We start from the raw sequence: 26,491 nt of genomic DNA, 5'->3' as shown, positions 1-26,491 counted from the left end.
AGGCGGCTATGCGCATCGTGGGTTTGATTCCGGCCCGATACGGGTCCACCCGGTTTCCCGGAAAACCTCTGGCGGATCTCTGGGGCAAGCCCCTCATTCAGCATGTGTTTGAACGGGCCAGTGCGAGTCCGATTCTGGAGAGGGTGGTGGTGGCCACGGACGACGAGCGCATCCTGGAGTGCGTACGCGGTTTCGGGGGAGAGGCCCTCATGACCTCCCCGGAGCACACCTGCGGTACGGAGCGAATCGCCGAAGCCGCGGGGCTTCTTTCCCTGTCCGACGAGGATCTGGTGGTAAACATCCAGGGGGACCAGCCCCTGCTGGCTCCGGAGGTCATCGAGGAGCTGGTGCGACCGCTTCTTCTGTCGAGCGAGGTTCCCATGGCCACCGTGGCCATCCCCTTTGAGAACCCGGAGGAACTTGCCGATCCCAATCGGGTTAAGGTGGTGCTCGACCGGGAGGGCCGGGCCCTTTACTTCTCCCGGGCCCCCATTCCCTATTTTCGGCCCCCGGGCCAGGCCCCTCTTTACCTGCGGCACATAGGCCTCTACGCCTACCGCAAGGAGTTCCTGGACCTCTTCGTGAAACTCCCCCCCGGCGATCTGGAGAGGACGGAAAAGCTGGAGCAGCTGAGGGCGCTCGAAAACGGATATCCCATCGCCGTTACCATTACCCGCTACGACTGTCCGGAGGTGGACACCCCCGAGGACCTGGAGAGGATCCGCGCCCTCTTCTCCCCCCGGAATTAGGATCGGCTCCTAACTTTTTCGAGGAGGGGCCCCCTCCTTTTGCCGGCGCGGGAGGGGCCCCGAGAACGACTCTAACCGGAGACCTTGATCTCGATGCGTTTGGGTTTTTCGGACTCGAACTTGGGAATGAAGAGCCGGAGCACGCCCTGTTTCAGCGTGGCCTCAATCCGATCCCGGTCGAACTCCGGCCCCAGGGTGAAGGCCCGATAATACTCGCGACCCCGCACCTCCACATACTCCGGGCGCACCTCCTCGCCCGGTGTCTCCGCGATCTCTCCCCGCAGGTGAAGCACATTGTCCTCCACCTTCACCTCCAGCGTGTCCGCCCTCACCCCGGGCATGTCCGCAAGCAGGATCAATCCCTCGTCGGTCTCGTAGATGTCCACCGGAGGCACCATGGCCCGACCCCTCCGGCGGGAAGCCACCTCCCTTTTTTCCTCTCTGGGGGCGAGATCCTTCCTCTCCGGCATCGCTCATCACCTCCTTGTCCGGGGATTTTTTAGGCTCCCTTCACCTCGATCTTCCTGGCCCGACGCTCGGCCTTCTTACCGATGCGCACCACGATCAAACCGTTGCGATACTCCGCCTCCACCTGTTCCGGATCCACGGACTCCGGCAACGAGATCACCCGGGAGAACTTGCCGGAAAACCTCTCCTGCCGCACGAAGCGCTCCGGCTTCACCTCCCCGACTCCAAGCGCCTCCTCGGCCCGGCGTTCCCCGGAAATGGAAAGAAGGTTGCCCTCCAGCGAAAGCTCCACCGATTTGGGGTCCACCCCCGGAGCAAAGATGTAAACCAGCACCTCCTCCGGGGTCTCCCCCACATTGAGGCGGGGATAGACCTCCTCGCCCCGAAGCGTCCGGAAGGGACTCACCCACTCAAACAGCCGATCCAGCTCCTCCTGCAACCGTTCGAACTCACGGAAGGGATCCCACTCCACGGCCCAGTTCAGAGCCATAATATCACCTCCTTTTCTTTATTTTGGAGGATCTCCGGAGATCTGTCCTGGAAGGCCTTCCACAGAGAAAAATAAGTCTTGTAAGGATGAGATCAAGGGGTAAACTGATAAAAATTGTTGGTTTCCGTGGTCATCCCCACCTACAATCGGGCCCGGTTTTTACGGGAGGCGCTGGCTTCGGTCCTGGCGCAGACTTACCGGCCGCTTGAGATCATCGTGGTGGACGACGGTTCCACGGACGAAACCCCCCGACTTATTACGGCCTATCCGGTGATTTATCATCGCAAGGCCCGGGGTGGTCCGGCCTCGGCCCGCAACAGGGGGATCCTTCTTTCCCGGGGGGAGCTGGTGGCCTTTCTGGACAGTGACGACCTCTGGCTTCCGGAAAAGGTATCCCGTCAGGTGGAGTTTTTCCGGCGGCATCCCGAGGCGGTGGCCGTGCAGCCGGAGGAGGTGTGGATCAAGGGGGGGCGTCGAATTCGCCCTCAGCGCAAACATCGCAAGCCCGACGGCTACTTCTTCCACCGGGCGGTGAAGCTGTGCGTGGTTTCCCCCTCGGGGGTGATGTTGAGACGCCGGGTGTTCGACGAGATAGGCCTCTTCGACGAGGAGTTTCCCGTGTGTGAGGACTACGAGCTGTGGTTGAGACTTGCGGCCCGGTATCCGGTACACCTCCTTCCCGAACCCCTGGTGATCAAACGGGGCGGGCATCCGGGACAACTCTCCGCCACTCCGGGCCTGGACTTCTGGCGCCTGAAGGCGCTGGTCAAGATCCTTCGCGATCCGGTGCTAACCCCGACCATGCGTCTAATGGTGATGGCGGAGGCCCGGCGCAAGGCCGAAATCTTCCTGCGCGGAGCCCTGAAACACGAGAACCTCCGCGGGGCCTTTGAGGCCCGGAAACTCCTGGCCCAACTCCACCTCCCCGCCCTCGAAAAATAGGATCGGATCCTATTTTTTATGGTGAAGTCCCCGACACACAAGGCAAATCAACGAGAAATATGGCTTTTCAAAAATAGGATCGGATCCTATTTTTTGTGGGGGCGGCGGGGCCAGCCGGGGAAGACCAGGGGAAAGATCTCCTCCACCCGGGAGACCAGGTGAAACCGGAGGGCCCGTCGGGCTTCCTCCGGGATCTCCCGGAGGTCCTTTTCGTTGCGCCGGGGAAGAATCACCTCCTTCAATCCGTAGCGTCTGGCGGCCAGCACCTTTTCCTTTATCCCTCCCACCGGAAGCACCAGGCCCCGGAGGGTGATCTCTCCGGTCATGGCCACCTCCGGACGCACGGTGCGCCCGGTCAACAAACTCACCAGGGCCGTGAGGATGGTTACTCCGGCACTGGGGCCGTCCTTGGGAATGGCTCCGGAGGGCACATGGATGTGAAAGTCGGATCCGGCCAGCACCTCCTCGTCGATCCCCAGTTCCTCGGCGTGGGATCGCACATAGGTGAACGCCGCCTCGGCGCTTTCGCGCATGACCTCCCCGAGCTGGCCGGTAAGGATCAACTTGCGGGATCCCTTCATCCGGGCCGCCTCCACGAAGAGGACCTCCCCTCCGGCAGGGGTCCAGGCCAGCCCCACGGCCACCCCGGGAACCCGCACCCTTTCGGTTATCTCCGGCAGATACTTCGGCGGGCCCAGATATTCCTCCAGATTCCGCACCGAAATCCGGGTCCCGGCGGTCTTCCCCTCGGCCACCTCCCGGGCCACGGCCCGGCACACCGCTCCGATCTCGCGTTCCAGCTGACGCACCCCGGCCTCCCGGGTGTAGTAGACGATGATCCGCCGCAGGGCCGAATCAGTGAAACGAAGCTGCGAGGCCCGAAGACCGTGTTCCCGGAGCTGCCGGGGCACCAGATACCTGCGGGCGATGTGTAGCTTCTCCTCCTCGGTATAACCCGGAATCTCGATGATCTCCATGCGATCGCGAAGCGGAGCCGGAATGGTGTCCAGCACATTGGCGGTGGCGATGAAGATCACCCGGGAGAGGTCGAAGGGGAGTTCCAGGTAGTGGTCGGAGAACTCCCGGTTCTGTTCCGGATCGAGCACCTCAAGGAGGGCCGCCGCGGGATCGCCGCGGAAGTCGGCCCCGATCTTGTCGATTTCGTCGAGCATGAGCACCGGGTTATTCACCCCCACCCGGCGGAGGGCCTGGATGATGCGTCCGGGCATGGCGCCCACATAGGTCCGACGGTGTCCACGGATTTCCGCCTCGTCCCGCACCCCGCCCAGAGAGATGCGCCAGAAACGCCGTCCGAGCGCCCGGGCGATGGAACGCCCCAGACTGGTCTTCCCCACCCCCGGAGGGCCCAGGAAACAGAGAATGGGGCCCTTCATCTCCGGATTCAGTTTCCGCACCGCGAGATACTCCAGGATCCTCTTTTTCACCTTCTCCAGATCGTAGTGATCCTCGTCGAGGATCCTTTCGGCCTCCGCAAGGTCCAGGTGTTCCTCCGTGGACTCGAGCCAGGGAAGATCGAGGATCCAGTCCAGGTAGTTCCGGATCACGGTGTACTCCGCAGAGGCGGGGTGGGTGCGCGAGAGTTTCTGCAGTTCCTTTTCGGCTTCCCGGCGCACCAGATCCGGCAGGGCCTTTTTCTCCAGCTTCTCCCTGAGTTCCTCGACCTCGGCCTCCACCCCTTCGGTCTCCCCGAGTTCCTTGCGGATGACCTTGAGCTGTTCCCGCAGGTAATATTCCTTCTGGGCCTTTTCCATGCGGTCGCGCACCTCGGCCTGGATGCGCTGCCCCAGTTCCAGCACCTCGAGCTGTTCCGCCAGCAACCGCACCGCCCGGTGGAGGCGTTCCTTCACATCCAGAATCTCCAGCAGGGCCTGTTTTTCGGCGTGGGGCACATTGAGATGGGCCACCGACAGATCGGCGAGCATGCCCGGGTCCTCCAGGTTCTCCACCAGACCCCGCAGTTCTCCGGGGAGGTACGGGGAAAGTTCCACCACCCGACCGAACATCTGCCGGATGTTTGCGGCCAGCGCCTCGGCCTCGCGATCCGGCGAAAAGGTCTCGGTGAGCTGCTGCACCCGGGCCACGAGAAAGGGTTCCTCCTTCAGAAAAGAAAGGATGCGCACCCGGGAAAGCCCCTGCACCACGATGCGCACCCGGTCGAGCTCCACCCGGCTGGCCCGAAGAATGAGGCAGAGCGTTCCGTGCCGATAGAGTTCCTTGCGTTCCGAACGGGGATCCTTCACCGCCACCACCGCCACCAGACGATCCCGGGAAAGGGCCTCCTCCACGGCCTTAAGTAATCCGGGTTCGGTGAGGACAAAGGGCACGATCATGTGCGGGAAGATCACCGCGTCTCCCGGAATTACGGGCACATCCTTGATCTCGTCCGGACGAGCCGGAAGCTCCTCCCTTCTTTCGCTCATGGAGTTCCTCCACAGGAAAGGATCTCTAACAGGGAAAATAAGGCCGAAACCGACGCTGACAATGACGCCGGGGGCAAAGTAAAATGTAAAACATGCGGGAGAGACTCGAGGAATGGAGGGAGCGGTTTCGGCGCCCCCTTCTCTTCTGTGCCCGGCGGGACTTCGCCCTTCTTCCCAAGGTACGGGATCTGGAATTGACCCTTACGCGACTTCTCGAGGAGGCCCCGGAGGAGCTTTCCGAGGCCCTGCGCCGCCGTCTCGGGGAACTCGTCCGGGGCATAGATTCCCTGGAGCCGGAGGAGAAGAAGGAGCGCATAAAAAGGATCCTTGAACTCTCCGAGGATCTCGCGGGACCCGAGCCGGAGGAGGAATTTCCCGCCTATCCGGATCCGGACCTCCTGAAGCGTTTCCGGGAGGAGTTGCGCACTCCCGTCCAGTTTCTAAGGGGGGTGGGCCCCAAGCTTGCGGCCCGACTCGCCACCCGCGGAATCCATACCATAGAGGACCTCCTCTACTTCCTGCCTAAAAGCTACGAGGATCGCCGGCGCTACACCCCTATAAGGGAGCTCCGGGCCGGGGGAAAGGCCGTGGTGAAGGGAGAAGTGGTGCTCTCCGGTCCGGTGCAATTTCGAAGGAGGCGGATCTACGAGGTGGTGCTCTCCGACGGGACGGGGTTGCTGACCCTTAAATGGTTTCACTTCCGGGAGTCCCACCTCCGGGAGACCTTTCGCATCGGAAAGACGGTGATCGTCTCCGGCGAGGTATCCCGTTTCGGGGGGCGCTTCGAGATGGTACATCCCGAGGTGGAGGATCCGGAGGCTCCCGGTCTCGAGCTCCATGTGGGGCGGATCCTTCCGGTGTATCCCCCCGTCGAGGGAGTTTCTCCCAAGGTGTTGCGACGCATCGTGCGGGAGGCCGTGGAAAGGCACGCGGACAAACTGGTGAGCTACATTCCTCCGGAGATCCTTCGCCGTCGCCGTCTTCTTCCCCTTTCCGAGGCGGTGCGGGGGCTCCACTTTCCCCCGGATGACGCCGATCTTTCCGCCCTTAACGCCGAGCGCAGCGTCTATCACAAGAGCCTGGCCTTTGACGAGTTCTTCTTCCTGGAGCTGGCCCTGGGGTTGCGCAGGTCGCGGGTGAAACAGGCCCCGGGCATCGCCTTTCGCACCGCTTCGGCGCTGGTGGAAAGATTCCTCGCCAGGCTTCCCTTTCGGCTGACCCGTGCCCAGGAACGGGCCTTTGAGGAAATAAAGAGGGATATGGCCAAACCCTTTCCCATGAATCGTCTTCTTCAGGGGGATGTGGGCTGCGGCAAGACCGTGGTGGCTTTTCTGGCCGCCCTAATCGCCATCGACAACGGCTACCAGGTGGCCCTGATGGCCCCCACCGAGATCCTGGCCGAACAGCACTACGCGGGTTTCCGGGAGCTATGCGGCCTGGCCGGGGTGGAGACGGCCCTTCTCACCGGAGGGCTTCCCCCGAGCCGGAAGCGGGAGGTCAAGCAGGCCCTGGCCCTGGGACAGGTGCATCTGGTCATAGGCACCCACGCCCTTTTCCAGGAGGATGTGGAGTTCAAGCGCCTGGGACTGGTCGTAATCGACGAGCAGCATCGCTTCGGGGTGCTGCAGAGGGCCGCCCTCCGCGACAAGGCCAAAGGGGTCTCCCCGGACACCCTGGTGATGACCGCCACCCCCATTCCGCGGACCCTGGCCCTCACCATATACGGGGATCTGGAGGTCTCCCTCATTGACGAGCTTCCGGCCGGACGCAAGCCGGTCCGGACCGAACTTTTCACCGAGGCCTCCCGGCACCTGGCCTACGAAAAGGCCCGGCAGGAGGCCCGCCGGGGGCACCGGGTGTATGTGGTTCTGCCCCTCATCGAGGAGTCCGAGAAGATGGACCTCCTTTCCGCCACGGAATGGGCCGAGCACCTGCGCAAGGAGGTCTTTTCGGAATTCCGGGTGGGACTTCTCCACGGGCGCATGAGCCCCCCGGAAAAGGAACGGGTGATGCGGGCCTTCAAGCGAGGGGATTACCAGATTCTGGTCTCCACCACGGTGATCGAGGTGGGGGTGGATGTTCCGGAGGCCACGGTGATGATCATCGAACACGCCGAGCGTTTCGGACTCTCCCAGCTCCATCAGCTCCGGGGGCGGGTGGGGCGCAGCGATCGACAGTCCTATTGCTTTTTGGTGGCCCATGGGGTATCACCGGGAGGGGAGGCCTGGCGAAGGCTCAGGGTGCTTACGGAGACCAACGACGGATTCCGCATCGCCGAGGAGGATCTCAAGATCAGGGGTCCGGGGGAATTTCTGGGCACCAGGCAGCACGGGTATCTGGAGTTTCGCCGGGCGGATCTGGTACGGGATTACGAAATGTTGCTTGCCGCCCGCGAGGAGGCCTTCCGGCTCCTTGAGGAGGACCCGGCGCTGGCGCGTCCCGAACATCAGCCCCTCAAGGAGATCCTTTCGGAACGGTGGGCCGAGAGACTCAGGCTTTCGGAGGTGGCCTGATGCAGGAGATCGGGATAGGGCTTCTCGGCTTCGGGGTGGTGGGAACGGGGGTGTGGCGGCTTCTGTCCGAAAACGGGGAGTTTCTGGCCCGCAAGACCGGGGTGCGTCTTTCCATCCGGCGCATTCTGGTGCGGGATCCCGGAAAAAGGCGCCCGGTGGAGGTGCCGGGGGGTCTTCTTACCACCCGGGTGGAGGACATCCTGGAGGATCCCGCCATTCAGGTGGTCTGTGAACTGGTGGGGGGGCTTGAGCCGGCCCGAACTTACATCCTTTCGGCCCTTGAACGGGGCAAACATGTGGTCACCGCCAATAAGGCGGTGCTCGCCGAGTACGGGCCGGAGGTGTTCGCCGCCGCCGAGTCCGCGGGTTGCGAGGTCTTCTTTGAGGCCGCGGTGGGAGGCGGAGTCCCCATCATCAAGACACTTCGGGAAAGCCTTGCGGCCAATCGCATCCGCCGCATCACCGCCATCGTGAACGGAACCTGCAACTACATCCTGACGCGCATGAGCGAGGAGGGGCTTTCCTTCGCCGAGGCCCTCGCCGAGGCCCAGGATCGGGGGTTTGCCGAGGCGGATCCCGCCCTGGATATCTCCGGGCGGGACTCGGTGCACAAGCTGGCCATTCTGGCCACCCTGGCCTACGGGGCCCATGTGCCCGCGGGAAGAATTCACCAGGAAGGCATAGCCGACCTCGAGGTCTCCGATCTGGTTTTCGCCCGGGAGTTCGGTTATGTGCTGAAACTTCTGGCCATAGCCCGGGAGGAAGACGGGAAGGTGGAGGTACGCGTCCATCCCACCCTGATCCCGGAGGGTCATGTGCTGGCCTCGGTCCGGGGGGCCTTCAACGGTTTTCTCCTGGAAGGGGATTTCGTGGGTGAGGTGCTGCTTTACGGTCTCGGGGCCGGGGCCGAACCCACCGCCAGCGCCGTGGTGGGGGATCTCCTCGACGCGGCCCGGCTGATCACCTCCGGGGCCCGTCCCGCACCGATTCTCTTCCGGGACAGCCCCCTTTCCCTGCGGCCCATGGAGGAGGTGGTTTCCCGGTACTACTTCCGGTTCTCCGCGGTGGATCGTCCGGGGGTGCTTTCCAGGATCTCCGGCGTGCTGGGACGCCACGGGATCAGCATCGCCTCGGTGATTCAGAAGGGACGCAGGGAAAAGGGGTCGGTGCCCATCGTGATGCTCACCCACGAGGCCCGGGAGGCGGATGTGCGTCGGGCCCTTTCCGAGATAGATCGGCTGGAGGTGGTCACCGCCCCCACCAGGCTCTTGCGCATTCTGGAAGCCTAGGGCAAGATGAGGTTAATGCGGGTGCTCGTGGAAGGAGGAACTTTCCGTTTGACCACCTCCCCGGAGGAGGTCCTCTTCACCCGGCGTCTCGGGGCCTGCGTGGCGGTGGGAATGGTGGACGCGGAGTCCGGGGTGGCCGGGCTCCTGCAGTATGTGCTTCCGGAGTCCCGGGGGCTTTCGGCTCCGGAGGGCTTTCCGGGTTTCTTCGCCGAGGAGGCCCTGCCGCGTTTCGTGGAGGAGTTTCGCCGCCGGGGCGGGGATCCGTTAAGGGTGCGGCTGGTGGTGGCCGGCGGCGGACGCTTCCGGGCCTCCCCCAAGTGGCTCGACATCGGAGCCAAAAACGCGGCCGCGGCCCGGTTCTTCCTGAAAAGACTGGGGCTTTTCCCCACGGCCGAGAGGGTGGGGGACTCGAAGGTCCGGAGGATGGAGGTCTCCCTTCGCGAGGGGATAAAGGTCTACACCGCTTACGAGGTGGAAAGCTGGTGAACCGTCGCGAACCCGTTCTGGAACACATCTTCGAGAAGGTGGACCGGATTCCCAACTTCCCGGAGACCGCCCGCAGGGCCCTGGCCCTTCTCCAGAACGACGAGGTGGACTTCGCGGAACTGGAAAAGGTCGTGCGCCACGATGCGGCCATAACCGCCAACTTCCTCAAGCTGGTAAATTCCGCGGCCTTCGGGCTGCCCCGAAAGGTGAACACCCTTCTCCAGGCCTTCTCTCTCCTGGGGATAAACCAGATCAAGTTCGTGCTCATCGCCTCGTGCCTGGGGGAGTATCTCAAGGAGCCCATAAGGGGATACGGACTCAGCCCCGAGGAGATATGGCTGCATTCCATGGCCTGCGGGCTTGCGGCCGAGGCCCTGGCCCGGCGGGCGGGGCTTCATCGTCCGGAAAACCTTTACACCGCGGCCCTGCTTCACGACATAGGCAAGATCGTCCTGGGTCTCTATGTGGAGGGAGAGCTCCACGACCTGGAGAAGACCCTTAAGGAAAATCCCGGGCTCACCTTCATGCAGGCCGAGTGGATGGTGCTCGGGGCTGATCACGCCATCGTGGGGGCGGAACTCCTGCGACGCTGGGAGTTTCCCCGGGAGGTTTACTTCGCGGTGCGGGCCCATCACGACGAAAGCCTCATGCTTCAGGGGCGGCTTCCCGCGCTTACGGCCCTGGCCAACGCCCTGGTAAACCTCATGGGGATAGGGGTGGGGGTGGACACCTTTGCCTATCACATCCCCGAGGGGTTGCTTGAGGCCGCAGGCGTGGGGGAAAAGGATCTCTATCCGGTTATAGTGGAGACCTTCGCCCGGGTCGAAAACCTCAAGGCCGCTTTCTTCTCATGAAAAACCTCCCTCCCGAGGCCCTGCTGCTGGGAAAGGTCGCCTTTCTCCTTGCGGCCTCCTGGCTGGCCTACTGGCTCACCCGGCGCACCCTGATCGTTTTCATCCAACGGCTGGCCGAGCGCTCCCGTACCGACATCGACGACCTCCTGGTACAACACGGCGTCTTCTCCGCTCTGGCCTACCTTGTCCCCCTTTCGGTGCTCTACTACGGGAGTCTTTTCGTGCCGCAGGTGAGGGCTCCGGTGGTGAAGGCGGTGGAGATCCTGCTTGCCCCGGTGGCGGCCCTCATCGTAAATCGAGGGCTCTCGGTGGCGCTTGCGCTTTACAACCGGCTTCCCTTCGCCAGGAGACACCCCATCCGTGGCTATGTGCAGATCCTCAAGTTCCTGGTGTGGCTTGCCGCGGGAATAGTGGCGGTGTGCACCCTGCTCGATCGCTCTCCCTGGGGCATTCTTTCCGGACTGGGAGCCCTGAGCGCCGTGGTGATCCTGGTCTTTCGCAACACCATTCTTTCCTTCGTGGCCAGCGTCCAGATCATCAGCCAGGATCTCATCCGCATCGGAGACTGGATCGAGGCCCCTCAGTTCGGCGCCGACGGCGAGGTGGTGGAGATGACCCTCTACAATGTCCTGGTTCAGAACTGGGACAAGACCATCGTGAGCATTCCTACCTACCGCCTGATGGAGGAGTCCTTCAAGAACTGGCGGGGGATGGAGCGCTCCGGAGGGCGCCGGATAAAGCGTCATCTCCTGGTGGATCAGAGCTCGGTGAAGTTCGTGGACGACGAGCTTCTCGAACGACTGAGGCGCATTCACCTCCTCCGGGACTACCTGGATCGCAAGCTCAGGGAGATCGAGGACTACAACCGGAGGATGGGGATAGACGCTGGGGCCTCTCCGCTGAACGGTCGGCGTCTCACCAACCTGGGCACCTTTCGCGTCTATGTGGAGGAGTATCTCCGGGCCCATCCCATGATCCGCAAGGACATGACCCTCATGGTGCGTCACCTCCAGCCCACCGCCGAGGGGCTCCCCCTGGAGGTTTACTGTTTCGTGGCCGACACCCGCTGGGTGCCCTACGAGAAGGTCCAGGCCGACATATTCGATCACATCATCGCCGCGGCGCCGGAGTTCGAACTCCGCATCTTCCAGAAACCCACCGGGTTTGACCTGAAAGAGGCCCTTTCCGGAAAGTGTTCTACGAAGAAGTATTCAGAAAATTAAATGAACGGGCCGTAAAGTATGCCGTTACCGGGGGCCTGGCTCTGGTGCTCCACGGGGTGGTGCGCCTTACCGCGGATCTTGATCTTTTTGTAGAACTGTCCGGAGAAAACCTGGAAAAGTTCTGGGGAGCCATGGAAGAGCTCGGATTCATGCCCCGGGTCCCGATTACGAAAGAAATCCTTCTTAATCCCGCGGAAAGGGATAGACTTTTTCGGGAAAAGAATATGGTGATGATGAGTCTCTATCATCCCGCCGATCTGATAAAACAGGTGGACTTTTTTATCAAAGAGCCTGTTCCCTTTGGGGAACTCGAGATAGAATGGAAAAAAGCAAAAGACATAGAAATTCCCGTGGTTTCTAAGAATACCCTTATAAGACTCAAAAGAATGGCTGGAAGGCCCCAGGATCTTAAAGACATCGAGATGCTGGAGAAGTTATGAAGGATTGGTATTTTGCTCCCGACCCGGAGACCCTGAGGCGTTTCAGGGATACCACGGTGGAAGAACGCCTGAGGTGGCTCGAGGAGACCTGGGAGTTTATTCTGAGGGCCGTGCCCCGGGAGAAACTCGAACGCTGGCTGCGGCTCAGAAGAGGCTCTGCTGGCGAGGGGCCTCCGCGGTAGTTTCTTCCTCTTCTCCTCCGAAAATGGATACCACCCCGTACACTCCATCGTAGCCCGGGCGCACATAGACTCGCCCTTCCCGTACCCGTCTGATACCCTCGAGGATCTTCTCCGGAACGAAGGAAGCCAGTTCGGAAAGAGGCTTTTCGAGAAGCAAAGCGAACTCGCTTCCGGCGAGATCCACCAGTTGCCGATAAGTACGCTTCACCCGCTTGCTTTGTGGTCCCACCCCCAGGGCCTCGGCGATGATTTCCTCAAGCGGCACCAGGTGCACCGAGAGGGGTTTGCCCGGGGGGCGATAGCCTTCGGGACGATCGGCCAGTTCCTCCACCCGGTGCATCACTCCCACGGTAAGAGGCTCGCCGCAGACCGGGCACCTGCCTCCGTGGGCCCGGGTTTCCGCCGGAGAGAAGAGGACTCCGCAGGATCGATGGCCGTCGAAGTGGTACTTGCCTTCCTCGGGATAGAACTCGACGGTGAAGGCCAGGTTGCCCTCCCGGAGAGCCGAAAGCAGGGCCGGATAACTCATGGGATACCAGAAGGCGTTGGCCTCCCGTCCCAGCTTGGCCGGGGAGTGGGCGTCGGAATTGGAGATCAGGGTGTAACGATCCAGAGCCGAAATGCGCCAGTTCATCTCGGGGTCCGAGGAGAGTCCGGTCTCGAGGGCCCAGATGTGTTCGGTTTCCTCCTCGAAGCATTCCTCCACGGAGTTGAATCCCGAAAAGGCCCCGAAGACCGAGTACCAGGGCGTCCAGGCGTGGGCGGGAATGATGGCTATGTCCGGGGAGATTTCGCGCAGCAGCCGCACCAGTTTTTTCACCGGGAATCCGAAGGTGGGCCGTCCGTCGGCGGAGAGATCCCCGAGCCGGGAGAGGGCCAGGTTGATCTCCCGCACCACCTCCAGCGAGGGGGCCAGGAGGAGGGTGTGGATGCGCCGGTTCCGGTAGGGGCCCTGGGAGAATATGTTGGAGACCTCCGCGGAAAGCACGAAGCGCACCCCCTCCGGATCGTCACGGAAAACATAGAGCCCTTCTTCCGGGGCCGGGACGAGGTATTCGCTGAGCTCCCGGAAGTAGTCCGGATGGGTGAAGTCCCCGGTGCCCACCAGGGCCAGGCCCTTCTCCCGGGCCACCCGGGCCAGAGTGGGCACGGTCATGTCCCGGCTGGTGGCCCGGCTGTAGCGACTGTGCACATGGAGGTCGGCCAGGTAGAATTTTCCGAACCACTCCCTCGGGGGCCATTCGTTTCCAGGGTTTGCTCCGGCCATTTCGCCTCCTTTCGTGTCTCCGTATGAGCTACCACAATCCTCCCCGAAGGCAACCACCCCCTCAAAAATAGGATCCGATCCCATTTTTTCGAGTTGACGGTGGGAAGAGGGGTCGGTTAAATGGGAGAGATCATGGAGAGGGTGTCTCTTCCCGAGGTGCTGGAAAAGGTCCGAGCCGGGGAACGGGTGAACCGGGCCGAGGCCAGGATCCTCTTCGAGGCGGATCTCTTCGAACTCGGGGAACTCGCCCGGGAGATACGCTTTCGCCTTCACCCCGAACCCATCGTGACCTATGTGGTGGATCGTAACATAAACTACACCAACATATGCGTTTCTGGATGCAAGTTCTGCGCCTACTATCGCTCTCCCGGAGACCCCGGGGGTTATCTTCTTTCCTTCGAGGAACTCGCCCGCAAGATCGAGGAGACCCTGACCCTGGGGGGGTATCAGATCCTCCTTCAGGGAGGCCTTCACCCTGATCTTCCCCTCTCCTACTACGAGGAAATGCTCTCCTTCATCAAGGAACGGTTCCCCCGGATCCATGTCCACGGTTTTTCCCCCCCGGAGATCGTTTTTTTCGCCCGCCGGGAGGGGCTCTCCATAGAGGAGGTCCTGCGACGCCTCATCGCCGCGGGTCTGGATTCCATCCCGGGCGGAGGGGCCGAGATCCTGGTGGACCGGGTGCGGCGAAGGATTTCTCCCAACAAGTGCTCGGCGGAGGAATGGCTCTCGGTCATGCGCATAGCCCACCGCTTGGGGCTCAAGACCACGGCCACCATGATGTTCGGACACATCGAAACCCTTGAGGAACGGGTGGAACACCTTTTTCGGATCCGGGAACTCCAGGACGAGACCGGGGGATTTACGGCCTTCATCCCCTGGCCCTTTCAGCCCGGCAACACGGCCCTTTCCGTGCCCAAGGCCACTCCGGTGGAATACCTCCGGACTCTAGCCGTGTCCCGCATAGTACTCGACAATGTGCCCAACCTTCAGGCTTCCTGGGTGACCCAGGGACCCAAGGTGGCTCAGGTGGCTCTCGAGTTCGGGGCCAACGACTTCGGAAGCACCATGATTGAGGAAAATGTGGTAGCCGCCGCGGGGGTAGCGCACCGCCTCTCCGAAGAGGAGATGCGCAGGATAATCCGGGCGGCCGGTTACGAGCCCCGGCGCAGACGAATGGATTACAGCCTGCTCGAGTGAATGGAAGAATATCCCGTCTCCCGCAAACCGGTTCTCTTCAGGGCCCGTCTGATCCTGCCCATGCAAGGCCCTCCGGTGGAAAACGGGGCCGTGGCGGTGGAAAGGGGGCGCATCGTTGCGGTGGGGCCCTATTCCCTGCTGCGACGCACCTTCTCCGGGCGCTCCGTGGATCTGGGCGAGGTGGCCCTTCTTCCGGCCCTGGCCAACGCCCACACCCACCTGGAGCTCTCGGTCCTCCGTTTCCGGCTCACCCCCACGGGGTCCTTCGTGACCTGGGTCAAGTCTCTCCTGCGCAAGCGGGCCGAATTTTCCCTGGAAGAGGTGCGCCGGGCCGCCGGCGAGGCCCTGAAGGAACTGTGGCGCGAGGGCGTGGGGTTGCTGGGAGAGGTGGGCAACACCGGCCTCACCCTGGCCCTCCTCCGGGAGGCCCCTTTTTTTACCGTTTACTTCAGGGAAATCATTGATTTCCGGGGCACCACGGAGCTCAAGGATTTCCTGGCCCGGTTCCCGGAAGCCCGTATGGTTTACGCCCTCTCTCCCCATGCCCCCTACACGGTCTCTCCGGTGCTAATCCAGGCCATAAAGAGCTGGACCAGGCGCCGGGGACGCCCCTTTTCCATCCATGTGGCCGAATCCCCGGAGGAGACCCTATTTCTCCGGGACGGAAGCGGCCCCATCCGTTTCCTTCTCGAGGAGAGAGGGCAGTTTCACCCGGAATTTCGGGCCCCGGGACTCTCCCCGGTGGCTTATCTGGATCGACTGGGGGTGCTCGACGACCGGACCATCTGCGTCCATGTGGTACAGGTAAGCCCGGAGGACATCGAGATCCTGGCCCGGAGGCGGGTGCGTCCCTGCCTCTGTCCCAGAAGCAATGTCTTTCTCGGGGTGGGGCTCCCACCTCTCCCGGATCTCCTCCGGGCCGGACTTAGACCCTGCCTGGGCACCGACAGCCTGGCCAGTAACGACCGGCTCTCCATCCTTTCGGAAATGGAGGTCCTGTACTACGCCTATCCCGAGATCCCCCCGGAGACCTACTTTCTCATGGGCACCCTCTGGGGGGCGGAGGCCCTGGGACGCCGGGATCTCGGGGCGCTCGCGCCGGGTTTCCGCCCGGAGATGATCGCCCTTTCGGGATCCTTTTCCGGTTCCGATCCGGTGAGGGGTCTTCTCGAAGGTCCCAAAAAGGTGGAGGCGCGCATCTATGAGGATCTTTAGGCTGGGTCTGGTCAACTACTTCAACACTGCTCCCCTGCGCTATCGGCTCCGGGATCTGCTCCCTTCCCGGGTCAAAGTGATCTACGGCAGCCCGGCTCAACTTAACCGTCTCATCGCGGAGGGAGAACTCGAGGCCGGCCTCGTATCCTCCCTGGCCTATGCCAAACATCACCGGGATCTCCTGCTCCTTCCCGATCTTTCCATCAGCGCCACCGGCCGGGTGGGAAGCGTGCTCCTCTTTTTCCGGGGCCCCCTCCGGGGTCTTTCCGAACGGACCGTGGCCGTGACCCCCGAGAGCGCCACCTCCGTAGCCCTCCTGAAGCTTTTGCTCGAAGACTTTTACGGTCTGAGTCCCCGGTATCGTTCCGGCCCTCCCGGTTCGGCGGAGGCCGGCTATCTCGCCATCGGCGACGAGGCCCTGCTCCTGCGCCGGAATCCCCCTTTTCCGGAGGTACTGGATCTCGCCGGAGTGTGGATGGAGAGAACCGGGCTTCCCTTCGTGTTCGCGGTGCTCGCGGTGCACCGGAGGGCCGTGGAGCTTTTTTCCGAGCTCATCGGCCCCCTCGCCGGGGCCCTTTACCTCTCCCGGGCTTACGGCCTGGCCCATCTAAGGGAAATCGCCCGGAGATGTCCCTCCGCGCTTACCCCGGACGAGGCCCTCGGGTATCTTCTGGGGCTGGAGTACGACCTTTCCGGGCTAAAACAGGAGGCCCTGCGCGTATTCTTTCGGCACCTGGCGCGCCGGGGCGAGATCTCCCGGCCGGAAGACCTTGCGTTCGTGGAGCTTCCATGAAGGACCGCAAAGGCTTCGTGCGCGAAAAGTTTTCCCGGGTCACCCGGAGATACGACCTGGTGAACACCCTGGGAAGCCTGGGCATAGACGCCCGCTGGAGGCGAAAGGCCGCCGCGGAACTGGCCGGATTTCCCGGTCCGCTCCTGGATCTGTGTGCGGGGACCCTGGTGCTCGCCAGGGAACTGGTCCGTCAGGAGCCTCGACCGGTGGTGGCTCTGGATCTCACCCCGGAGATGCTCCTCTACGGCACCTTTCGGCTCTCCGGGGATCCCCTCGCCGGATGGATCCGAGCGGTGTGCGGGGACGCCGAAAGTCTCCCCTTTGCCGGGGAAACCTTTTACGGAGCCACCATGGCCTTCGGTCTGCGCAATCTCTCCCGTCCCGAAAAGGGGCTGCTCGAGGCCTTCCGGGTGCTCAAACCGGGAGGCAAACTGGTCATCCTGGAATTTTCCCGTCCCCGGACCCCTCTATTCGCTCCCCTTTATCGTCTCTACCTCCGTTACTACATGCCCCTTCTGGGAGGACTGCTCACCGGGGATCGCGAGGCCTATCATTATCTGGCCCGTTCCATTTACGAGTTTGCCGCTCCGGAGGTGGTCCTCTCCTGGCTCTCGGAGGCCGGTTTCCGGGAGCCTAAGGCTTACCCCCTGACCTTCGGGGTGGTAACCATCTACACCGGAATCAAACCGTAAGGCCCCGCCGGCGGAAGAACCTTTCCGCAAATTCAGCCAGGCGCGTGTAGGCCCTCTCCAGGACCTCCTCCGGAGGCAAGAAGACCACCCGGAAGTGGGCCGTGCCGGGGACCTCCCCGAACCCGCTCCCATGGACCACCACCACCCCGGTCTCCAGGATCAGCTCCCGCACGAACTCCCGGTCCGAGACCCCCGGGATCTCTATACGAGGAAAAGCGTAGAAGGCTCCCCGGGGTTTGACACAGGAGATCCCGGGGATCTCATTAAGCATTTTGTAAGTGAGGTCGCGGCGCCGGCGGAGCTTCTCCAGTACCGCCGGAAGGTGCGACTGATCCCCCTCCAGGGCCACGGGGATGGCGTACTGTTTGGGGTGACTGGTGGAGAGCCGGGCCCGGGCCAGCTTGTGAATGGCCTCGATGTAGTCGCTCACCACTTCCGCCGGCCCGGAAACTATTCCCCAGCCTATCCGGAACCCAGGAGCCAGGTAACACTTGGAAAGACCGTTAAAAGTCACCACCGGGACATCCGGGGCCAGGGCCGCAATGGAGTGATGCCGATCCCCGTCAAAGACCAGCTTGTCGTAGATCTCGTCCGAAAGGATTACCAGACGGTGTCGACGGGCGATCTCGGCGATGGCCAACAGGACCTCCCGGCTGAAGACCGCCCCGGTGGGATTGTTGGGATTGATGAGCACGATGGCCCGGGTGCGTTCGTTCACCTTGGCCTCGATCTCCTCCGGATCGGGCTGCCACCCCGCCTCCTCCCGCAGGTAATAGGGGTTGGGCTCGGCCTCCAGTTTGGCCAGGATGGCGGTGTAGAGGGGATAGCCCGGGTAGGGCACCAGGACATTGTCGCCGCTGTTGACCAGAGCGGTGAGGGCGAAGTCGATGGCCTCGCTGGCCCCGGTGGTGATGAAGATGTCCACCGGCTCTATTCCGGCCCGACGGGCCTCGCGCCGTATGGCCTCGATGGCCTCGTCCACCCCGGCTGAAGCGGAATAACCGGTGAGGTTTTCCAGCATGGCCTTGCAGGCGGCTTCCACGATGGGCCGGGGCGTGAAAAAGTCGTACTGAATGGGATCCCCTATGTTGAGGAAGAGCAGTTCCTTTCCCCGACGGGCCGCCTCCTCCGCGGTGACGACGATGTCCCGCACCGCATACTCGATCCTCTCCGTTCGACGAGCCGGTCTTATGGGAGGAAAGGCCATCTTTCCCGCAACCTTAAGAGGAGTTGAACCCTGATATTGCCCCTCTTCCCGCACTTTGTCAATCATCCGCCGATGGTCCGCATGAGTCTGCGCGGCTCAAGCCCGAGGCGGGAGGCCGGTTTTCGGCGTACCGCCTGGCGAAGGGCCTCGGCCAGGGCCTCCTCCCCGCGGGCGAGGTGGGGCCTCAGGTCAAACTCCCGGTCGGAGAAGAGGCAGTATCTTATCCGGCCCTCCGGAGTGATGCGCAGGCGGTTGCAGTGGCGGCAGAAGTGTCGGCTCATGGCCGCAATAAATCCCACGGTGCCCTTTCCCCCGGGGAGTCGGAAGACCCGGGCCGGTCCTCCTCCCTCCACCTCGGCCGGACGAAGCTCTCCGGCCTCCGCCGCCCTCTCCCGGATCTCCTCCAGGGGCACGAATCGATCCGGCCCCCACTCCGTCCCTTCGCCCACCGGCATGAACTCGATGAACCGCAGGTGCACCGGCGTGGAAAGCGTCCACCGGGCCAGCTCCGGTACCTCCTCGTCGTTCAAACCCCGCATCACCACCACATTTACCTTCACCGGCGTGAGCCCCGCGGAGAGAGCGGCCTCGATGCCGGCCAGCACCCGCTCGAGGCCGTCCACCCCGGTAATTCTGCGAAACTTTTCGGGGTCGAAGGTGTCCAGGCTCACATTGACCCTGCGCAGTCCGGCCCCCCGGAGCTCCTGAGCCAGATTCGCCAGAAGAAGACCGTTGGTAGTGAGGGAAAGGTCCCGCAGCCCCGGGATGCCGGCGAGCATCCTTATCAGCCCGGCAACCCCCCGGCGCACCAGGGGTTCCCCCCCGGTAAGCCGCACCCTTTCCACTCCCAGATGCACCGCCACCTTCACCAGACGATAAATTTCCTCGTAGGAAAGGATCCTCTCCGGGGCCAGCCATTCGAAAGGCCTGCCGCTGCAGTAAAGACAGCGCAGATTGCAGCGATCGGTGATCGAGATCCTCAGGTAGGTGATCCTGCGGCCGAAGAGATCGACGAGCATTTCAAAAGCTTTTTATACTCCCCTCTCATCCGGTTGAAAAGGGCGATGGTTTCCTCCGCCGCGTAATCCGGATAGGTCCAGGGAAGGGGCCGGAAGCTCCCCTCCCGAAAAAGGAGGGTCACCTCGGCAAAGACCCCCTTACCCAGGTAGATGCGATGGGCGAAGTCCTTGAAGGTGGCCAGTACCAGACGGGAAAGGAGGAGGTAGCCCGGATCGAGATTCACGGTGCGTTTGTCCCCCCTCGCGAAGGCTCTCTCCACCTCGTAGGTCCAGTGTTTCACCTCCACTAGATCCTCCTGCGGGCGCAGGTCGAAGAAGAAAAAGGCCCGCGTGAGGGGAGCCCCGAATTCCCGGGCGTAGTAATCCGTGAAGTCGAAGGGAAACCACGGAGACCTCTCCCGCGCGGGTCCCAGCTTCCGGGAAAGGACCTCTATCGCCTCAAGGACCCGCTCCCGATCCCTCCCGAAGGCACTCACGAAGTAGAGGGCCGGTGGGGGATTACCCGGATGACTCACCCTTTACCTCCGACCAGCGTCGGGCCTCCTCCACCAGCATCACCGGAATGCCCTCCCGCACCTCATAGAAGAGGTCGCATCGGCGGCAGAGAAGACCCGGGGGACTTTCCACCGCCTCCACCTCACCCTTGCACCTGGGACAGGCCAGAAGCTCGAGAAGTTCACGGGGCACCACCTCGGCCATGGTCTTTCCCCCTTGCTGCTCAAGCGTTTTGCTTTTATTATTCAACCCGTTATAAATACCATGAAAAAGCGACTTCTGATAATCGAAGACGAGGGAGCCATCCGGGAGCAGTTAGGAGAGTATCTCTCTTTACTCTTCCCGGAAGTGGAGATAGATCTCGTCGGCACTCTCGCCGAAGCGCGTCGTCTTTACGCGGAAAGGCACTACGATCTTATAATTTCCGATTGCGATCTTCCGGATGGAAGTGCCTGCAAACTTTTGAAAACCCTCCCCCCTCAAATTCCCGTCATTATCCTTACCGGTCTCGTGGACGAAGATCTGCTGGGGGAGGTGGAAGAGGAATATCGCGGTCCTTTATATCTTCTGAAAAAGCCGGTTCCTCTGGACGAAATCACGAACATCGTGGGCAATCACCTTGGCGGGTCTTCTTGAACTCTCCCGCAGACTGGCTGAGCGACTGGGGATCCCCTTCCGTGAAAGTCGGATCTTTCTTCGCCTCCTGCTTGAGGAAATTTCCCGGGGTCTGGCCACGGACGATACCGTGTACCTGAAAGGGCTGGGGCGGTGGCGCGTTTCTCGCACCAGGCAGGGGGTTCGGCTTACTTTCAGACCCGGCCGGCCGCTTCGCGAGAGGATCAGCAGGTCAGGTGAAAGGCCCCGGCCACCCGACGACCGGCGCGGAGAAGTTCGTTGAAGCGTTCCGCCGCCCGGGCGGTGGGATAGGCCTCGAGCTCGATCCCCAGGGAGGAGGCTTTCTCTCTTACCCGCGGATCGATGCGCATCACCCCGCTGGCCCCGGTGCCCACCACCAGGATCTCGGGCCGGGCCGCCCACACATCCTCCAGATCCTCGGGCTGGAGGTAATGGCCCTCCTTCCGCCACCAGTCCGGACGAACCTCCCCCTCCACGATCTTGAGATCGCGCCGATAACTCCGCCCGGCCACCACCATTTCTCCGAAACGATAGGACTCAATCATGCCGCCTTCCTCAGGAGGTTTTCCTCTTCCCGCTTGAGGGCTTCGGTGCGGAAGTGGGTGATCAGGGCGTCCAGTATTTCGTCGATGTCACCGTCCAGAACCTCCTCCAGGCGGTAAAGGGTGAGCCCCACCCGATGATCCGTGACCCGGTTCTGGGGAAAGTTGTAGGTCCGGATGCGTTCGCTGCGGTCGCCGGTGCCCACCTGGCTGCGGCGTTCGGCCTGGATCTTCTCCTGTTGTTCCCTAAGGGCCATCTCGTAGAGGCGGGCCCGCAGGATCTTCATGGCCGTGGCCCGGTTCTGGTGCTGACTGCGCTCGTTGGCACAGTAGACCGTTATCCCGGTGGGAAGGTGCGTAATGCGCACCGCGCTTTCGGTGCGGTTCACATGCTGGCCTCCGTGCCCCGAAGCCCGCATGGTCTCGATGCGCAGATCCTCGGGACGGATCTCCACCTCCACCTCGTCGGCCTCGGGCAACACCGCCACCGTGACCGTGGAGGTGTGGATACGCCCCCCGGACTCCGTAACCGGGATGCGCTGGACCCGGTGCACCCCGCTTTCGTACTTGAGCCGGCTGTAAGCCCCTTTGCCGTCGATGCGCAGGATGGCCTCCTTGAAGCCTCCCAGACCGGTCTCGTTGGCCGAAAGGATCTCCGTTTTCCAGCCCCGGCGTTCGGCATATCGGGTGTACATGCGCAGGAGATCCGCCGCAAAAAGCGCCGCTTCCTCCCCCCCTGCACCGGACCGAATCTCCAGTATCACGCTCTTTTCGTCGTTGGGATCCCGGGGAAGCAGCAGGAGGGGGATCTCCTTCTCCAGTACCTCCAGTCGTTCCTCCAGCTGCTTGATCTCCTCCCGGGCCAGCTCCCGGAGTTCCTCGTCCTTCTCCTCTTCCAGGAGTTCCTTGTTTTCGGCGAGCTCCTTAAGAATCCGTTGGTATTCCCGGTAGGCTTCCACCACCGGCTCAAGCTCCGCGTGTTCGCGGGCCAGCCGGGCGTAACGCTCCCGGTCCGAAAACAGGGCGGGATCCGAGAGCTCCTCCGAGAGCTCCCGATAACGCCGTTCCACCTCGGCGAGTCTGGAAAGATAGAGGTCCGAAAGGGCCATGATTTACCGGGATTCCTTCTCCCTGTAGTAATCCGCGTACTTCTTCATGAACTTTTCCACGCGCCCTTCGGTGTCCACAAAACGCTGCTCCCCGGTGAAGAAGGGGTGGCACTTGGAACAGACCTCCACCCGGATTTCCGGCCGGGTGGCCCCCACCCGCAATTCGTTTCCGCAGGCGCAACGCACCACCGCCTCGGGATAATACTCCGGATGAATCCCCTTTTTCATGACCTTCCTCCCCGTAGCACCTGAAATTTTCGTCTAAGTTTAACGCCCCCTTTTCCGGTGGCAAGTTCACTGGTTCATGGAGGCCAGGAATTCGGCATTGCTCCTGGTGTCCTTCATCTTGTCCAGCAGAAACTCCATGCAGTCCACGGGATTCAGCGGGGAGAGCACCTTGCGGAGCAACCACACCCGGTGCAGGATCTCCGGCGGCAGCAGGAGCTCCTCCTTTCGGGTGCCGCTGTGATGGATGTCTATGGCCGGCCAGATACGCCGGTCCGCCAGGCGCCGATCCAGATGGATCTCCAGGTTTCCGGTCCCCTTGAATTCCTCGAAGATCACCTCGTCCATCCGGCTTCCGGTATCCACCAGACAGGTGGCGATGATGGTAAGGCTTCCCCCTTCCTCGATGTTTCGGGCGGCCCCGAAGAATCTCTTGGGTTTGTGGAGCGCGTTGGCGTCAATGCCTCCGGAAAGGAGCTTCCCGCTCGAGGGCACCACGGTGTTGTAGGCCCGGGCCAGACGGGTAAGGCTGTCGAGAAGGATCACTACATCGTAGCCGTGTTCCACCAGGCGTTTGGCTCGTTCGATCACTATCTCGGCCACTTGAGTGTGGCGCTGGGGCGGTTCGTCGAAGGTGGAGCTTATCACCTCGGCCGCCGGTACGCTGCGTTCCATGTCGGTAACCTCTTCCGGACGCTCGTCGATGAGGAGAATTATGAGGTAAATGTCCGGATAGTTTCGGGCGATGCCGTTGGCGATGTTCTGGAGGAGCATGGTCTTTCCCGTACGCGGCGGAGCCACGATGAGACCGCGCTGACCCTTCCCGATGGGGGTGAAGAGATCGATGATCCGGGTGGAAAAGTTGTCCGGATCGGTCTCCAGTCGCAACCACTCGTTGGGATAGATGGGGGTGAGGTTGTCAAAGGGAATGCGCAGGCGGGCCCGCTCCGGGGGCTGAAAGTTGATTCTTTCGATCTTGAGAAGGGCGAAGTACTTCTCTCCCTCCTTGGGGGGACGAATGGACCCCGTGATGGTGTCCCCGGTGCGCAGACCGAAGCGTCGAATCTGGGAGGGGGATACATAGATGTCCTCCGGCCCGGGGAGATAACTGTAGTCCGGGAACCGCAGGAAGCCGAACCCCTCGGGCAGAACCTCAAGTACTCCCTCGGCCCGCACCTCGCCGCCCTTTTCAAGATGGGTGCGCACGATGGAGGAGACGAGCTCCTGCTTGCGCATTCCCGAGGCGTTTTCCACCCCGAAGGCCTCGGCCAGCTCCGCCAGCTCGCTAAGGGGCCGCTGCCGGAGATCGCGGAGATCCAGTACCGCAACTTCCCCGCGTTCCTCAGGGGCTTTCTCTGTGGTCAGAAGGGTCTCCTGAGACATAGAACTAACTCCTTGATGTGAATTTGCATTCGTTAGGAAGTCTTCCTTAAAAAAATCTATTGACCTTGCAGGGCGGGCTAATTCCAAGAGGCCCGAAGACTATCTTACCATCAATAATATTAAAAAGGAAATGGGGTGTCAAGATGTTAACTGGTTTGAAATATCTTCTATGGTTTGGAACCAGTCTGAACAAGAAAAAAATTGGGAGGCGAGCACGCTTTTTATCACACCCTCTCTCCTTCCGAGGAAGCCCTCCGCGGGTCTTTCAGCCTTTTGGACACCCAAAAATTTTTATTAAGGCGGGAAACCCTTGAGAATCAAGGTGCCGGGGCCCGGAATCGAACCAGGGACACGCGGATTTTCAGTCCGCTGCTCTACCGACTGAGCTACCCCGGCACTTTCCACCATAAATACCATCTTTTATCGGTCTTGCAAGTCCCTAAACGGGCTTGATCTTCTTGTGTTTGGGAACCTCCCTGCGGCGCTTGACCAACTCCTCCCCGAAAAGAACGCTCTTCAACCACCGGAACCCGAACTGGAGGAGAGCCAGGTCGTCCTCCCGGATGCGGGAAAGGGTTCCCTCGTCCACCTCGAAGATTTCCAGAAATTTGCTCTCGAAAACGAAACGGCGAAACCGTTCCGGATTGGTGCTCACCATAAAAAAGAGCTGGAGGCTCTTTTCCGGGACCTCCACCGGACCCAGCGACTCCTTTTTCATGACGATCTCGGCCCATTCCTTTACCGGCTCCTCCGTCTCCGGGATGCCCTGACTCCGTCGATATTCCTCTACGGTGATCTCCGGCCCGGAATCAAGTCCCTGACAGAACCCCTCCTTCACCAGGTAGTAAAAGTCCTCGTTGCGTCCCTCGTCGCGATTGCGAAAGATCCCCAGTCCCAGGGGATAGTACCGACAGGCCAGAGGCCGCACCGGATAGACCGTGCACCCCTCCTCCCCCAGGAAGGGACAGGTCTTCTCTTCGTCGTCCCGCATCCTGAGTCTGGCCACCGGAAGCCCCGACCGGGGAAGAATGAAGGGTTCGGTGTACTGAAGAAGGAATTCGTCGGTGGTGAGCCCCAGATGGTTGCGCAGGCGCAGAATGTCGTAAGGGGTAAGCGGCAGATAAAGGGCCGAACAGCAGAGTTTGAAACAGGGCACCCCGGGCCCGCACTGAAAGACGAACTTCGTGTGGGGTTCCAGCTTTATGGGAACGATAATGCGATCCATTCCGCGAAGTTCAGTGATGGCCATAACGCCCTCTCCTTTAACGCCGTTTTCTCAATCTTACCCCGAAAAATCCGTCGAGACCATGGCGATGGGGATAGGTGTGCAGGAACCCGTTTTCGTCCACCAGATCCCGGGCCGGCTCGGGAAGTACCTTCCGGGGATCCTCGATCTCAAATTCAGAATGGCTCGAAAGAAATTGCGCCACCACCTCCTCGTTCTCCTCCGGTTCGAGACTGCAGGTGGCGTAGACCAGAACTCCTCCCGGTTTCAGAACCTCGACCAGTCCCTCGAGAAGGGCCAGCTGTTTTTTGGGGACCTCCACGAGATCCTCCGGTCTCCGGGCCCACTTGATGTCCGGATGCCGACGAATGACCCCGGTGCCGGTGCAGGGGGCGTCCACGAGGATGCGATCGAAAAAGTTCCCTCCCAGAGTCCTCACCGACCGGAGGACATCTCCGGTTACGGTCTCCACATTGTTCACTCCCAGACGGGCGGCGTTCTCCCTGAGGCGTTCGAGACGCCAATCGTAGAGATCGTAGGCGTAAATCCGACCGGTATTGCGCATGAGCTGGGCCAGATGGGTGGTTTTTCCTCCCACCCCGGCGCAGGCGTCCAGCACCCTTTCCCCGGGCCTCGGAGACACCAGATAGGAGACCAGCTGGCTGGCCTCGTCCTGGACCTGAAGCCAGCCCACCCGGAAGGCCCTCAGATCCGTGATGCGCCCCCGGAATCCGCGAAGCACGATGCCCTCCGGGCTGTAGCGGCAGGCCTCGGCTTCGGGAATCTCCGAGCGCAGGTACAGGAGGAGCTGATCCCGGGTTACCCGCAGGGTGTTCACCCGCACCACCAGGGGCGGCTTCTCGTTTCCCGCGGCAAGCAACCTTTCGGTCTCCTCCTCTCCGAAACGGGAAAGCCACCGTTCCACCATCCACTCCGGATAGGAATACCGCACCGAAAGATAGGCCACGGGATTCATCTCCCGCGGTGGTTCCGGGGGATGGTTGCGCACCCCGGCAATTCGGCGCAGAACGGCGTTGACGAAGGACACCACCCACTTTCCCCGTCCGCGTTTGATCAGCTTCACCGCCTCGGCCACCGCCGCCCGTTCCGGAATCCTGGTGAAGAGCAACTGGTAGGCGGAGAGCCTCAGGAGGTTGCGTACCTGAGGGTCCATCTTGTCGAGCGGCTCCTCGGCAAAGCGCGAGATGACATAGTCCAGGTAGTAGAGGTGACGCACCACCCCGTTTACCAGTTCTCCGCAGAGGGCTCGATCCCGGGGATCGGGCAAAACGCTTTTGACCAGCACTTCGGAGAGGATCTCGTCGAGGAGGGGTTTGCCCCGTTCCCATCGAATCAGGGTCTTCAGGGCCATGGCCCGGGGATTGCGGCGGGGCAGTTTGGGCATC

28 protein-coding genes and 1 tRNA gene are annotated in these 26,491 nt (G+C 61.9%); 14 read left to right on the top strand and 15 right to left on the bottom strand.

Features of this window, described 5'->3' with window-relative positions; genetic code table 11:
* Positions 1–8: 8 nt before the first annotated feature.
* The gene (gene kdsB / locus K3767_RS02425) at positions 9–749 is read left to right on the top strand and encodes a 3-deoxy-manno-octulosonate cytidylyltransferase (RefSeq protein WP_221171978.1); all 741 of its coding nucleotides are present in this window, start codon (positions 9–11) and stop codon (positions 747–749) included.
* 71 nt (positions 750–820) lie between these two features.
* On the opposite strand, the gene K3767_RS02420 is transcribed toward kdsB, so the two are convergent.
* Together K3767_RS02420 and K3767_RS02415 are read right to left on the bottom strand one after the other, a co-directional pair.
* Entirely contained in the window at positions 821–1,219 is a 399-nt protein-coding gene (locus K3767_RS02420; protein WP_221171977.1) for an Hsp20/alpha crystallin family protein, read from the bottom strand.
* A gap of 29 nt (positions 1,220–1,248) precedes the next feature.
* Positions 1,249–1,707 (bottom strand): Hsp20/alpha crystallin family protein, encoded by a 459-nt coding sequence (locus K3767_RS02415; protein WP_221171976.1) that lies wholly within the window; start codon positions 1,705–1,707, stop codon positions 1,249–1,251.
* Between the two features lie 114 nt (positions 1,708–1,821).
* Here K3767_RS02415 and K3767_RS02410 point away from each other — a divergent pair, with 114 nt between their 5' ends.
* Positions 1,822–2,649, top strand: coding sequence for a glycosyltransferase (locus tag K3767_RS02410; protein WP_221171975.1), 828 nt, complete (start codon positions 1,822–1,824; stop codon positions 2,647–2,649).
* An 86-nt stretch (positions 2,650–2,735) separates the two neighbouring features.
* On the opposite strand, the gene lon is transcribed toward K3767_RS02410, so the two are convergent.
* Positions 2,736–5,090 carry an endopeptidase La gene (gene lon / locus K3767_RS02405; protein WP_221171974.1) on the bottom strand — a complete coding sequence of 785 codons (2,355 nt, stop codon included), beginning with the start codon at positions 5,088–5,090 and terminating at the stop codon, positions 2,736–2,738.
* Positions 5,091–5,182: 92 nt separating this feature from the next.
* On the opposite strand from lon, the gene recG reads away from it, so the two are divergent.
* From recG to K3767_RS02370, 7 genes are read left to right on the top strand one after another with little or no spacing between them, the layout of a single operon-like run.
* On the top strand, positions 5,183–7,603 hold the full coding sequence (recG, locus tag K3767_RS02400; RefSeq protein WP_221171973.1) for an ATP-dependent DNA helicase RecG: 2,421 nt from the start codon (positions 5,183–5,185) through the stop codon (positions 7,601–7,603).
* Positions 7,603–8,892: a homoserine dehydrogenase gene (locus tag K3767_RS02395; RefSeq protein WP_221171972.1), complete on the top strand. Its 1,290-nt coding sequence runs from the start codon at positions 7,603–7,605 to the stop codon at positions 8,890–8,892. The genes recG and K3767_RS02395 overlap by 1 nt, the downstream gene beginning before the upstream one ends.
* Before the next feature lie 6 nt (positions 8,893–8,898).
* Complete coding sequence (locus K3767_RS02390; RefSeq protein WP_221171971.1) at positions 8,899–9,378, top strand: chemotaxis protein CheD; 480 nt, start codon at positions 8,899–8,901, stop codon at positions 9,376–9,378.
* Positions 9,375–10,232: an HDOD domain-containing protein gene (locus tag K3767_RS02385; RefSeq protein ID WP_221171970.1), complete on the top strand. Its 858-nt coding sequence runs from the start codon at positions 9,375–9,377 to the stop codon at positions 10,230–10,232. The genes K3767_RS02390 and K3767_RS02385 overlap by 4 nt, the downstream gene beginning before the upstream one ends.
* Positions 10,229–11,455: a mechanosensitive ion channel family protein gene (locus K3767_RS02380; RefSeq protein WP_221171969.1), complete on the top strand. Its 1,227-nt coding sequence runs from the start codon at positions 10,229–10,231 to the stop codon at positions 11,453–11,455. Before K3767_RS02385 ends, K3767_RS02380 begins: the two co-directional genes overlap by 4 nt.
* Entirely contained in the window at positions 11,425–11,895 is a 471-nt protein-coding gene (locus K3767_RS02375) for a nucleotidyltransferase (protein WP_221171968.1), read from the top strand. The genes K3767_RS02380 and K3767_RS02375 overlap by 31 nt, the downstream gene beginning before the upstream one ends.
* The gene (locus K3767_RS02370) at positions 11,892–12,077 is read left to right on the top strand and encodes a hypothetical protein (protein ID WP_221171967.1); all 186 of its coding nucleotides are present in this window, start codon (positions 11,892–11,894) and stop codon (positions 12,075–12,077) included. The genes K3767_RS02375 and K3767_RS02370 overlap by 4 nt, the downstream gene beginning before the upstream one ends.
* On the opposite strand, the gene K3767_RS02365 is transcribed toward K3767_RS02370, so the two are convergent.
* Positions 12,040–13,344, bottom strand: a complete 1,305-nt coding sequence (locus K3767_RS02365) for an endonuclease Q family protein (RefSeq protein WP_221171966.1) — start codon at positions 13,342–13,344, stop codon at positions 12,040–12,042. The two genes, K3767_RS02370 and K3767_RS02365, sit on opposite strands and share 38 nt — an antisense overlap.
* Before the next feature lie 120 nt (positions 13,345–13,464).
* Here K3767_RS02365 and mqnC point away from each other — a divergent pair, with 120 nt between their 5' ends.
* Genes mqnC through K3767_RS02345 form a run of 4 tightly spaced genes read left to right on the top strand, consistent with a single transcriptional unit; the run spans position 13,465 to position 17,244 of the window.
* A complete protein-coding gene (mqnC, locus tag K3767_RS02360) occupies positions 13,465–14,544 on the top strand; it encodes a cyclic dehypoxanthinyl futalosine synthase (RefSeq protein ID WP_221171965.1) in 1,080 nt (359 codons plus the stop codon).
* Complete coding sequence (locus K3767_RS02355; protein ID WP_221171964.1) at positions 14,545–15,759, top strand: amidohydrolase family protein; 1,215 nt, start codon at positions 14,545–14,547, stop codon at positions 15,757–15,759. It begins immediately after the preceding gene.
* Positions 15,746–16,552 (top strand): menaquinone biosynthetic enzyme MqnA/MqnD family protein, encoded by an 807-nt coding sequence (locus K3767_RS02350; protein WP_221171963.1) that lies wholly within the window; start codon positions 15,746–15,748, stop codon positions 16,550–16,552. The genes K3767_RS02355 and K3767_RS02350 overlap by 14 nt, the downstream gene beginning before the upstream one ends.
* On the top strand, positions 16,549–17,244 hold the full coding sequence (locus K3767_RS02345; RefSeq protein WP_221171962.1) for a ubiquinone/menaquinone biosynthesis methyltransferase: 696 nt from the start codon (positions 16,549–16,551) through the stop codon (positions 17,242–17,244). The genes K3767_RS02350 and K3767_RS02345 overlap by 4 nt, the downstream gene beginning before the upstream one ends.
* Here the strand turns inward: K3767_RS02345 and K3767_RS02340 are convergent.
* From K3767_RS02340 to K3767_RS02325, 4 genes are read right to left on the bottom strand one after another with little or no spacing between them, the layout of a single operon-like run.
* Positions 17,234–18,517 (bottom strand): aminotransferase class I/II-fold pyridoxal phosphate-dependent enzyme, encoded by a 1,284-nt coding sequence (locus K3767_RS02340; RefSeq protein WP_255592140.1) that lies wholly within the window; start codon positions 18,515–18,517, stop codon positions 17,234–17,236. The two genes, K3767_RS02345 and K3767_RS02340, sit on opposite strands and share 11 nt — an antisense overlap.
* Positions 18,514–19,470, bottom strand: a complete 957-nt coding sequence (gene moaA, locus K3767_RS02335; RefSeq protein WP_221171961.1) for a GTP 3',8-cyclase MoaA — start codon at positions 19,468–19,470, stop codon at positions 18,514–18,516. Before moaA ends, K3767_RS02340 begins: the two co-directional genes overlap by 4 nt.
* Positions 19,431–19,985, bottom strand: a complete 555-nt coding sequence (locus K3767_RS02330) for a DUF4416 family protein (RefSeq protein WP_221171960.1) — start codon at positions 19,983–19,985, stop codon at positions 19,431–19,433. The genes moaA and K3767_RS02330 overlap by 40 nt, the downstream gene beginning before the upstream one ends.
* Positions 19,969–20,169: a Trm112 family protein gene (locus tag K3767_RS02325; RefSeq protein ID WP_221171959.1), complete on the bottom strand. Its 201-nt coding sequence runs from the start codon at positions 20,167–20,169 to the stop codon at positions 19,969–19,971. Before K3767_RS02325 ends, K3767_RS02330 begins: the two co-directional genes overlap by 17 nt.
* 60 nt (positions 20,170–20,229) lie before the next feature.
* Between K3767_RS02325 and K3767_RS02320 the strand changes: the two genes are divergently transcribed.
* A complete protein-coding gene (locus tag K3767_RS02320; protein ID WP_221171958.1) occupies positions 20,230–20,601 on the top strand; it encodes a response regulator in 372 nt (123 codons plus the stop codon).
* A gap of 203 nt (positions 20,602–20,804) precedes the next feature.
* Here the strand turns inward: K3767_RS02320 and K3767_RS02315 are convergent, their stop codons facing one another.
* From K3767_RS02315 to rsmB, 7 genes are all read right to left on the bottom strand, one after another.
* Positions 20,805–21,146: an Mth938-like domain-containing protein gene (locus K3767_RS02315; RefSeq protein ID WP_221171957.1), complete on the bottom strand. Its 342-nt coding sequence runs from the start codon at positions 21,144–21,146 to the stop codon at positions 20,805–20,807.
* Positions 21,143–22,252: a peptide chain release factor 1 gene (gene prfA, locus K3767_RS02310; RefSeq protein ID WP_221171956.1), complete on the bottom strand. Its 1,110-nt coding sequence runs from the start codon at positions 22,250–22,252 to the stop codon at positions 21,143–21,145. The genes K3767_RS02315 and prfA overlap by 4 nt, the downstream gene beginning before the upstream one ends.
* 3 nt (positions 22,253–22,255) lie before the next feature.
* Entirely contained in the window at positions 22,256–22,480 is a 225-nt protein-coding gene (gene rpmE, locus K3767_RS02305; RefSeq protein WP_221171955.1) for a 50S ribosomal protein L31, read from the bottom strand.
* 66 nt (positions 22,481–22,546) lie between these two features.
* The gene (gene rho, locus K3767_RS02300; RefSeq protein WP_370630427.1) at positions 22,547–23,860 is read right to left on the bottom strand and encodes a transcription termination factor Rho; all 1,314 of its coding nucleotides are present in this window, start codon (positions 23,858–23,860) and stop codon (positions 22,547–22,549) included.
* 323 nt (positions 23,861–24,183) lie between these two features.
* Positions 24,184–24,256 (bottom strand) — tRNA-Phe (locus K3767_RS02295).
* Positions 24,257–24,299: 43 nt separating this feature from the next.
* Positions 24,300–25,109, bottom strand: a complete 810-nt coding sequence (locus K3767_RS02290) for a YkgJ family cysteine cluster protein (RefSeq protein ID WP_221171954.1) — start codon at positions 25,107–25,109, stop codon at positions 24,300–24,302.
* Between the two features lie 13 nt (positions 25,110–25,122).
* Entirely contained in the window at positions 25,123–26,490 is a 1,368-nt protein-coding gene (gene rsmB / locus K3767_RS02285; RefSeq protein ID WP_221171953.1) for a 16S rRNA (cytosine(967)-C(5))-methyltransferase RsmB, read from the bottom strand.
* Position 26,491: the final 1 nt, after the last annotated feature.

It is taken from the genome of Thermosulfurimonas sp. F29 (genome assembly GCF_019688735.1).
Classification (GTDB): Bacteria; Desulfobacterota; Thermodesulfobacteria; order Thermodesulfobacteriales; family Thermodesulfobacteriaceae; genus Thermosulfurimonas_A.
Note: the sequence above shows the minus strand (reverse complement) of the source record. Positions and strands in the feature narration are given on the sequence as shown.

What these genes read in the sequence shown, in the direction of transcription:
- rsmB (WP_221171953.1), bottom strand. Translation starts at nt 26,490, where the DNA reads ATGCCCAAACTGCCCCGCCGCAATCCCCGGGCCATGGCCCTGAAGACC.
- lon (WP_221171974.1), bottom strand. Translation starts at nt 5,090, where the DNA reads ATGAGCGAAAGAAGGGAGGAGCTTCCGGCTCGTCCGGACGAGATCAAG.
- K3767_RS02320 (WP_221171958.1), top strand. Translation starts at nt 20,230, where the DNA reads ATGAAAAAGCGACTTCTGATAATCGAAGACGAGGGAGCCATCCGGGAG.
- kdsB (WP_221171978.1), top strand. Translation starts at nt 9, where the DNA reads ATGCGCATCGTGGGTTTGATTCCGGCCCGATACGGGTCCACCCGGTTT.
- moaA (WP_221171961.1), bottom strand. Translation starts at nt 19,470, where the DNA reads ATGCTCGTCGATCTCTTCGGCCGCAGGATCACCTACCTGAGGATCTCG.
- K3767_RS02415 (WP_221171976.1), bottom strand. Translation starts at nt 1,707, where the DNA reads ATGGCTCTGAACTGGGCCGTGGAGTGGGATCCCTTCCGTGAGTTCGAA.
- prfA (WP_221171956.1), bottom strand. Translation starts at nt 22,252, where the DNA reads ATGGCCCTTTCGGACCTCTATCTTTCCAGACTCGCCGAGGTGGAACGG.
- K3767_RS02370 (WP_221171967.1), top strand. Translation starts at nt 11,892, where the DNA reads ATGAAGGATTGGTATTTTGCTCCCGACCCGGAGACCCTGAGGCGTTTC.
- K3767_RS02420 (WP_221171977.1), bottom strand. Translation starts at nt 1,219, where the DNA reads ATGCCGGAGAGGAAGGATCTCGCCCCCAGAGAGGAAAAAAGGGAGGTG.
- K3767_RS02345 (WP_221171962.1), top strand. Translation starts at nt 16,549, where the DNA reads ATGAAGGACCGCAAAGGCTTCGTGCGCGAAAAGTTTTCCCGGGTCACC.
- K3767_RS02395 (WP_221171972.1), top strand. Translation starts at nt 7,603, where the DNA reads ATGCAGGAGATCGGGATAGGGCTTCTCGGCTTCGGGGTGGTGGGAACG.
- rho (WP_370630427.1), bottom strand. Translation starts at nt 23,860, where the DNA reads ATGTCTCAGGAGACCCTTCTGACCACAGAGAAAGCCCCTGAGGAACGC.
- rpmE (WP_221171955.1), bottom strand. Translation starts at nt 22,480, where the DNA reads ATGAAAAAGGGGATTCATCCGGAGTATTATCCCGAGGCGGTGGTGCGT.
- K3767_RS02365 (WP_221171966.1), bottom strand. Translation starts at nt 13,344, where the DNA reads ATGGCCGGAGCAAACCCTGGAAACGAATGGCCCCCGAGGGAGTGGTTC.
- K3767_RS02380 (WP_221171969.1), top strand. Translation starts at nt 10,229, where the DNA reads ATGAAAAACCTCCCTCCCGAGGCCCTGCTGCTGGGAAAGGTCGCCTTT.
- K3767_RS02340 (WP_255592140.1), bottom strand. Translation starts at nt 18,517, where the DNA reads ATGATTGACAAAGTGCGGGAAGAGGGGCAATATCAGGGTTCAACTCCT.
- K3767_RS02315 (WP_221171957.1), bottom strand. Translation starts at nt 21,146, where the DNA reads ATGATTGAGTCCTATCGTTTCGGAGAAATGGTGGTGGCCGGGCGGAGT.
- K3767_RS02290 (WP_221171954.1), bottom strand. Translation starts at nt 25,109, where the DNA reads ATGGCCATCACTGAACTTCGCGGAATGGATCGCATTATCGTTCCCATA.
- K3767_RS02390 (WP_221171971.1), top strand. Translation starts at nt 8,899, where the DNA reads ATGAGGTTAATGCGGGTGCTCGTGGAAGGAGGAACTTTCCGTTTGACC.
- K3767_RS02355 (WP_221171964.1), top strand. Translation starts at nt 14,545, where the DNA reads ATGGAAGAATATCCCGTCTCCCGCAAACCGGTTCTCTTCAGGGCCCGT.
- mqnC (WP_221171965.1), top strand. Translation starts at nt 13,465, where the DNA reads ATGGGAGAGATCATGGAGAGGGTGTCTCTTCCCGAGGTGCTGGAAAAG.
- recG (WP_221171973.1), top strand. Translation starts at nt 5,183, where the DNA reads ATGCGGGAGAGACTCGAGGAATGGAGGGAGCGGTTTCGGCGCCCCCTT.
- K3767_RS02325 (WP_221171959.1), bottom strand. Translation starts at nt 20,169, where the DNA reads ATGGCCGAGGTGGTGCCCCGTGAACTTCTCGAGCTTCTGGCCTGTCCC.
- K3767_RS02350 (WP_221171963.1), top strand. Translation starts at nt 15,746, where the DNA reads ATGAGGATCTTTAGGCTGGGTCTGGTCAACTACTTCAACACTGCTCCC.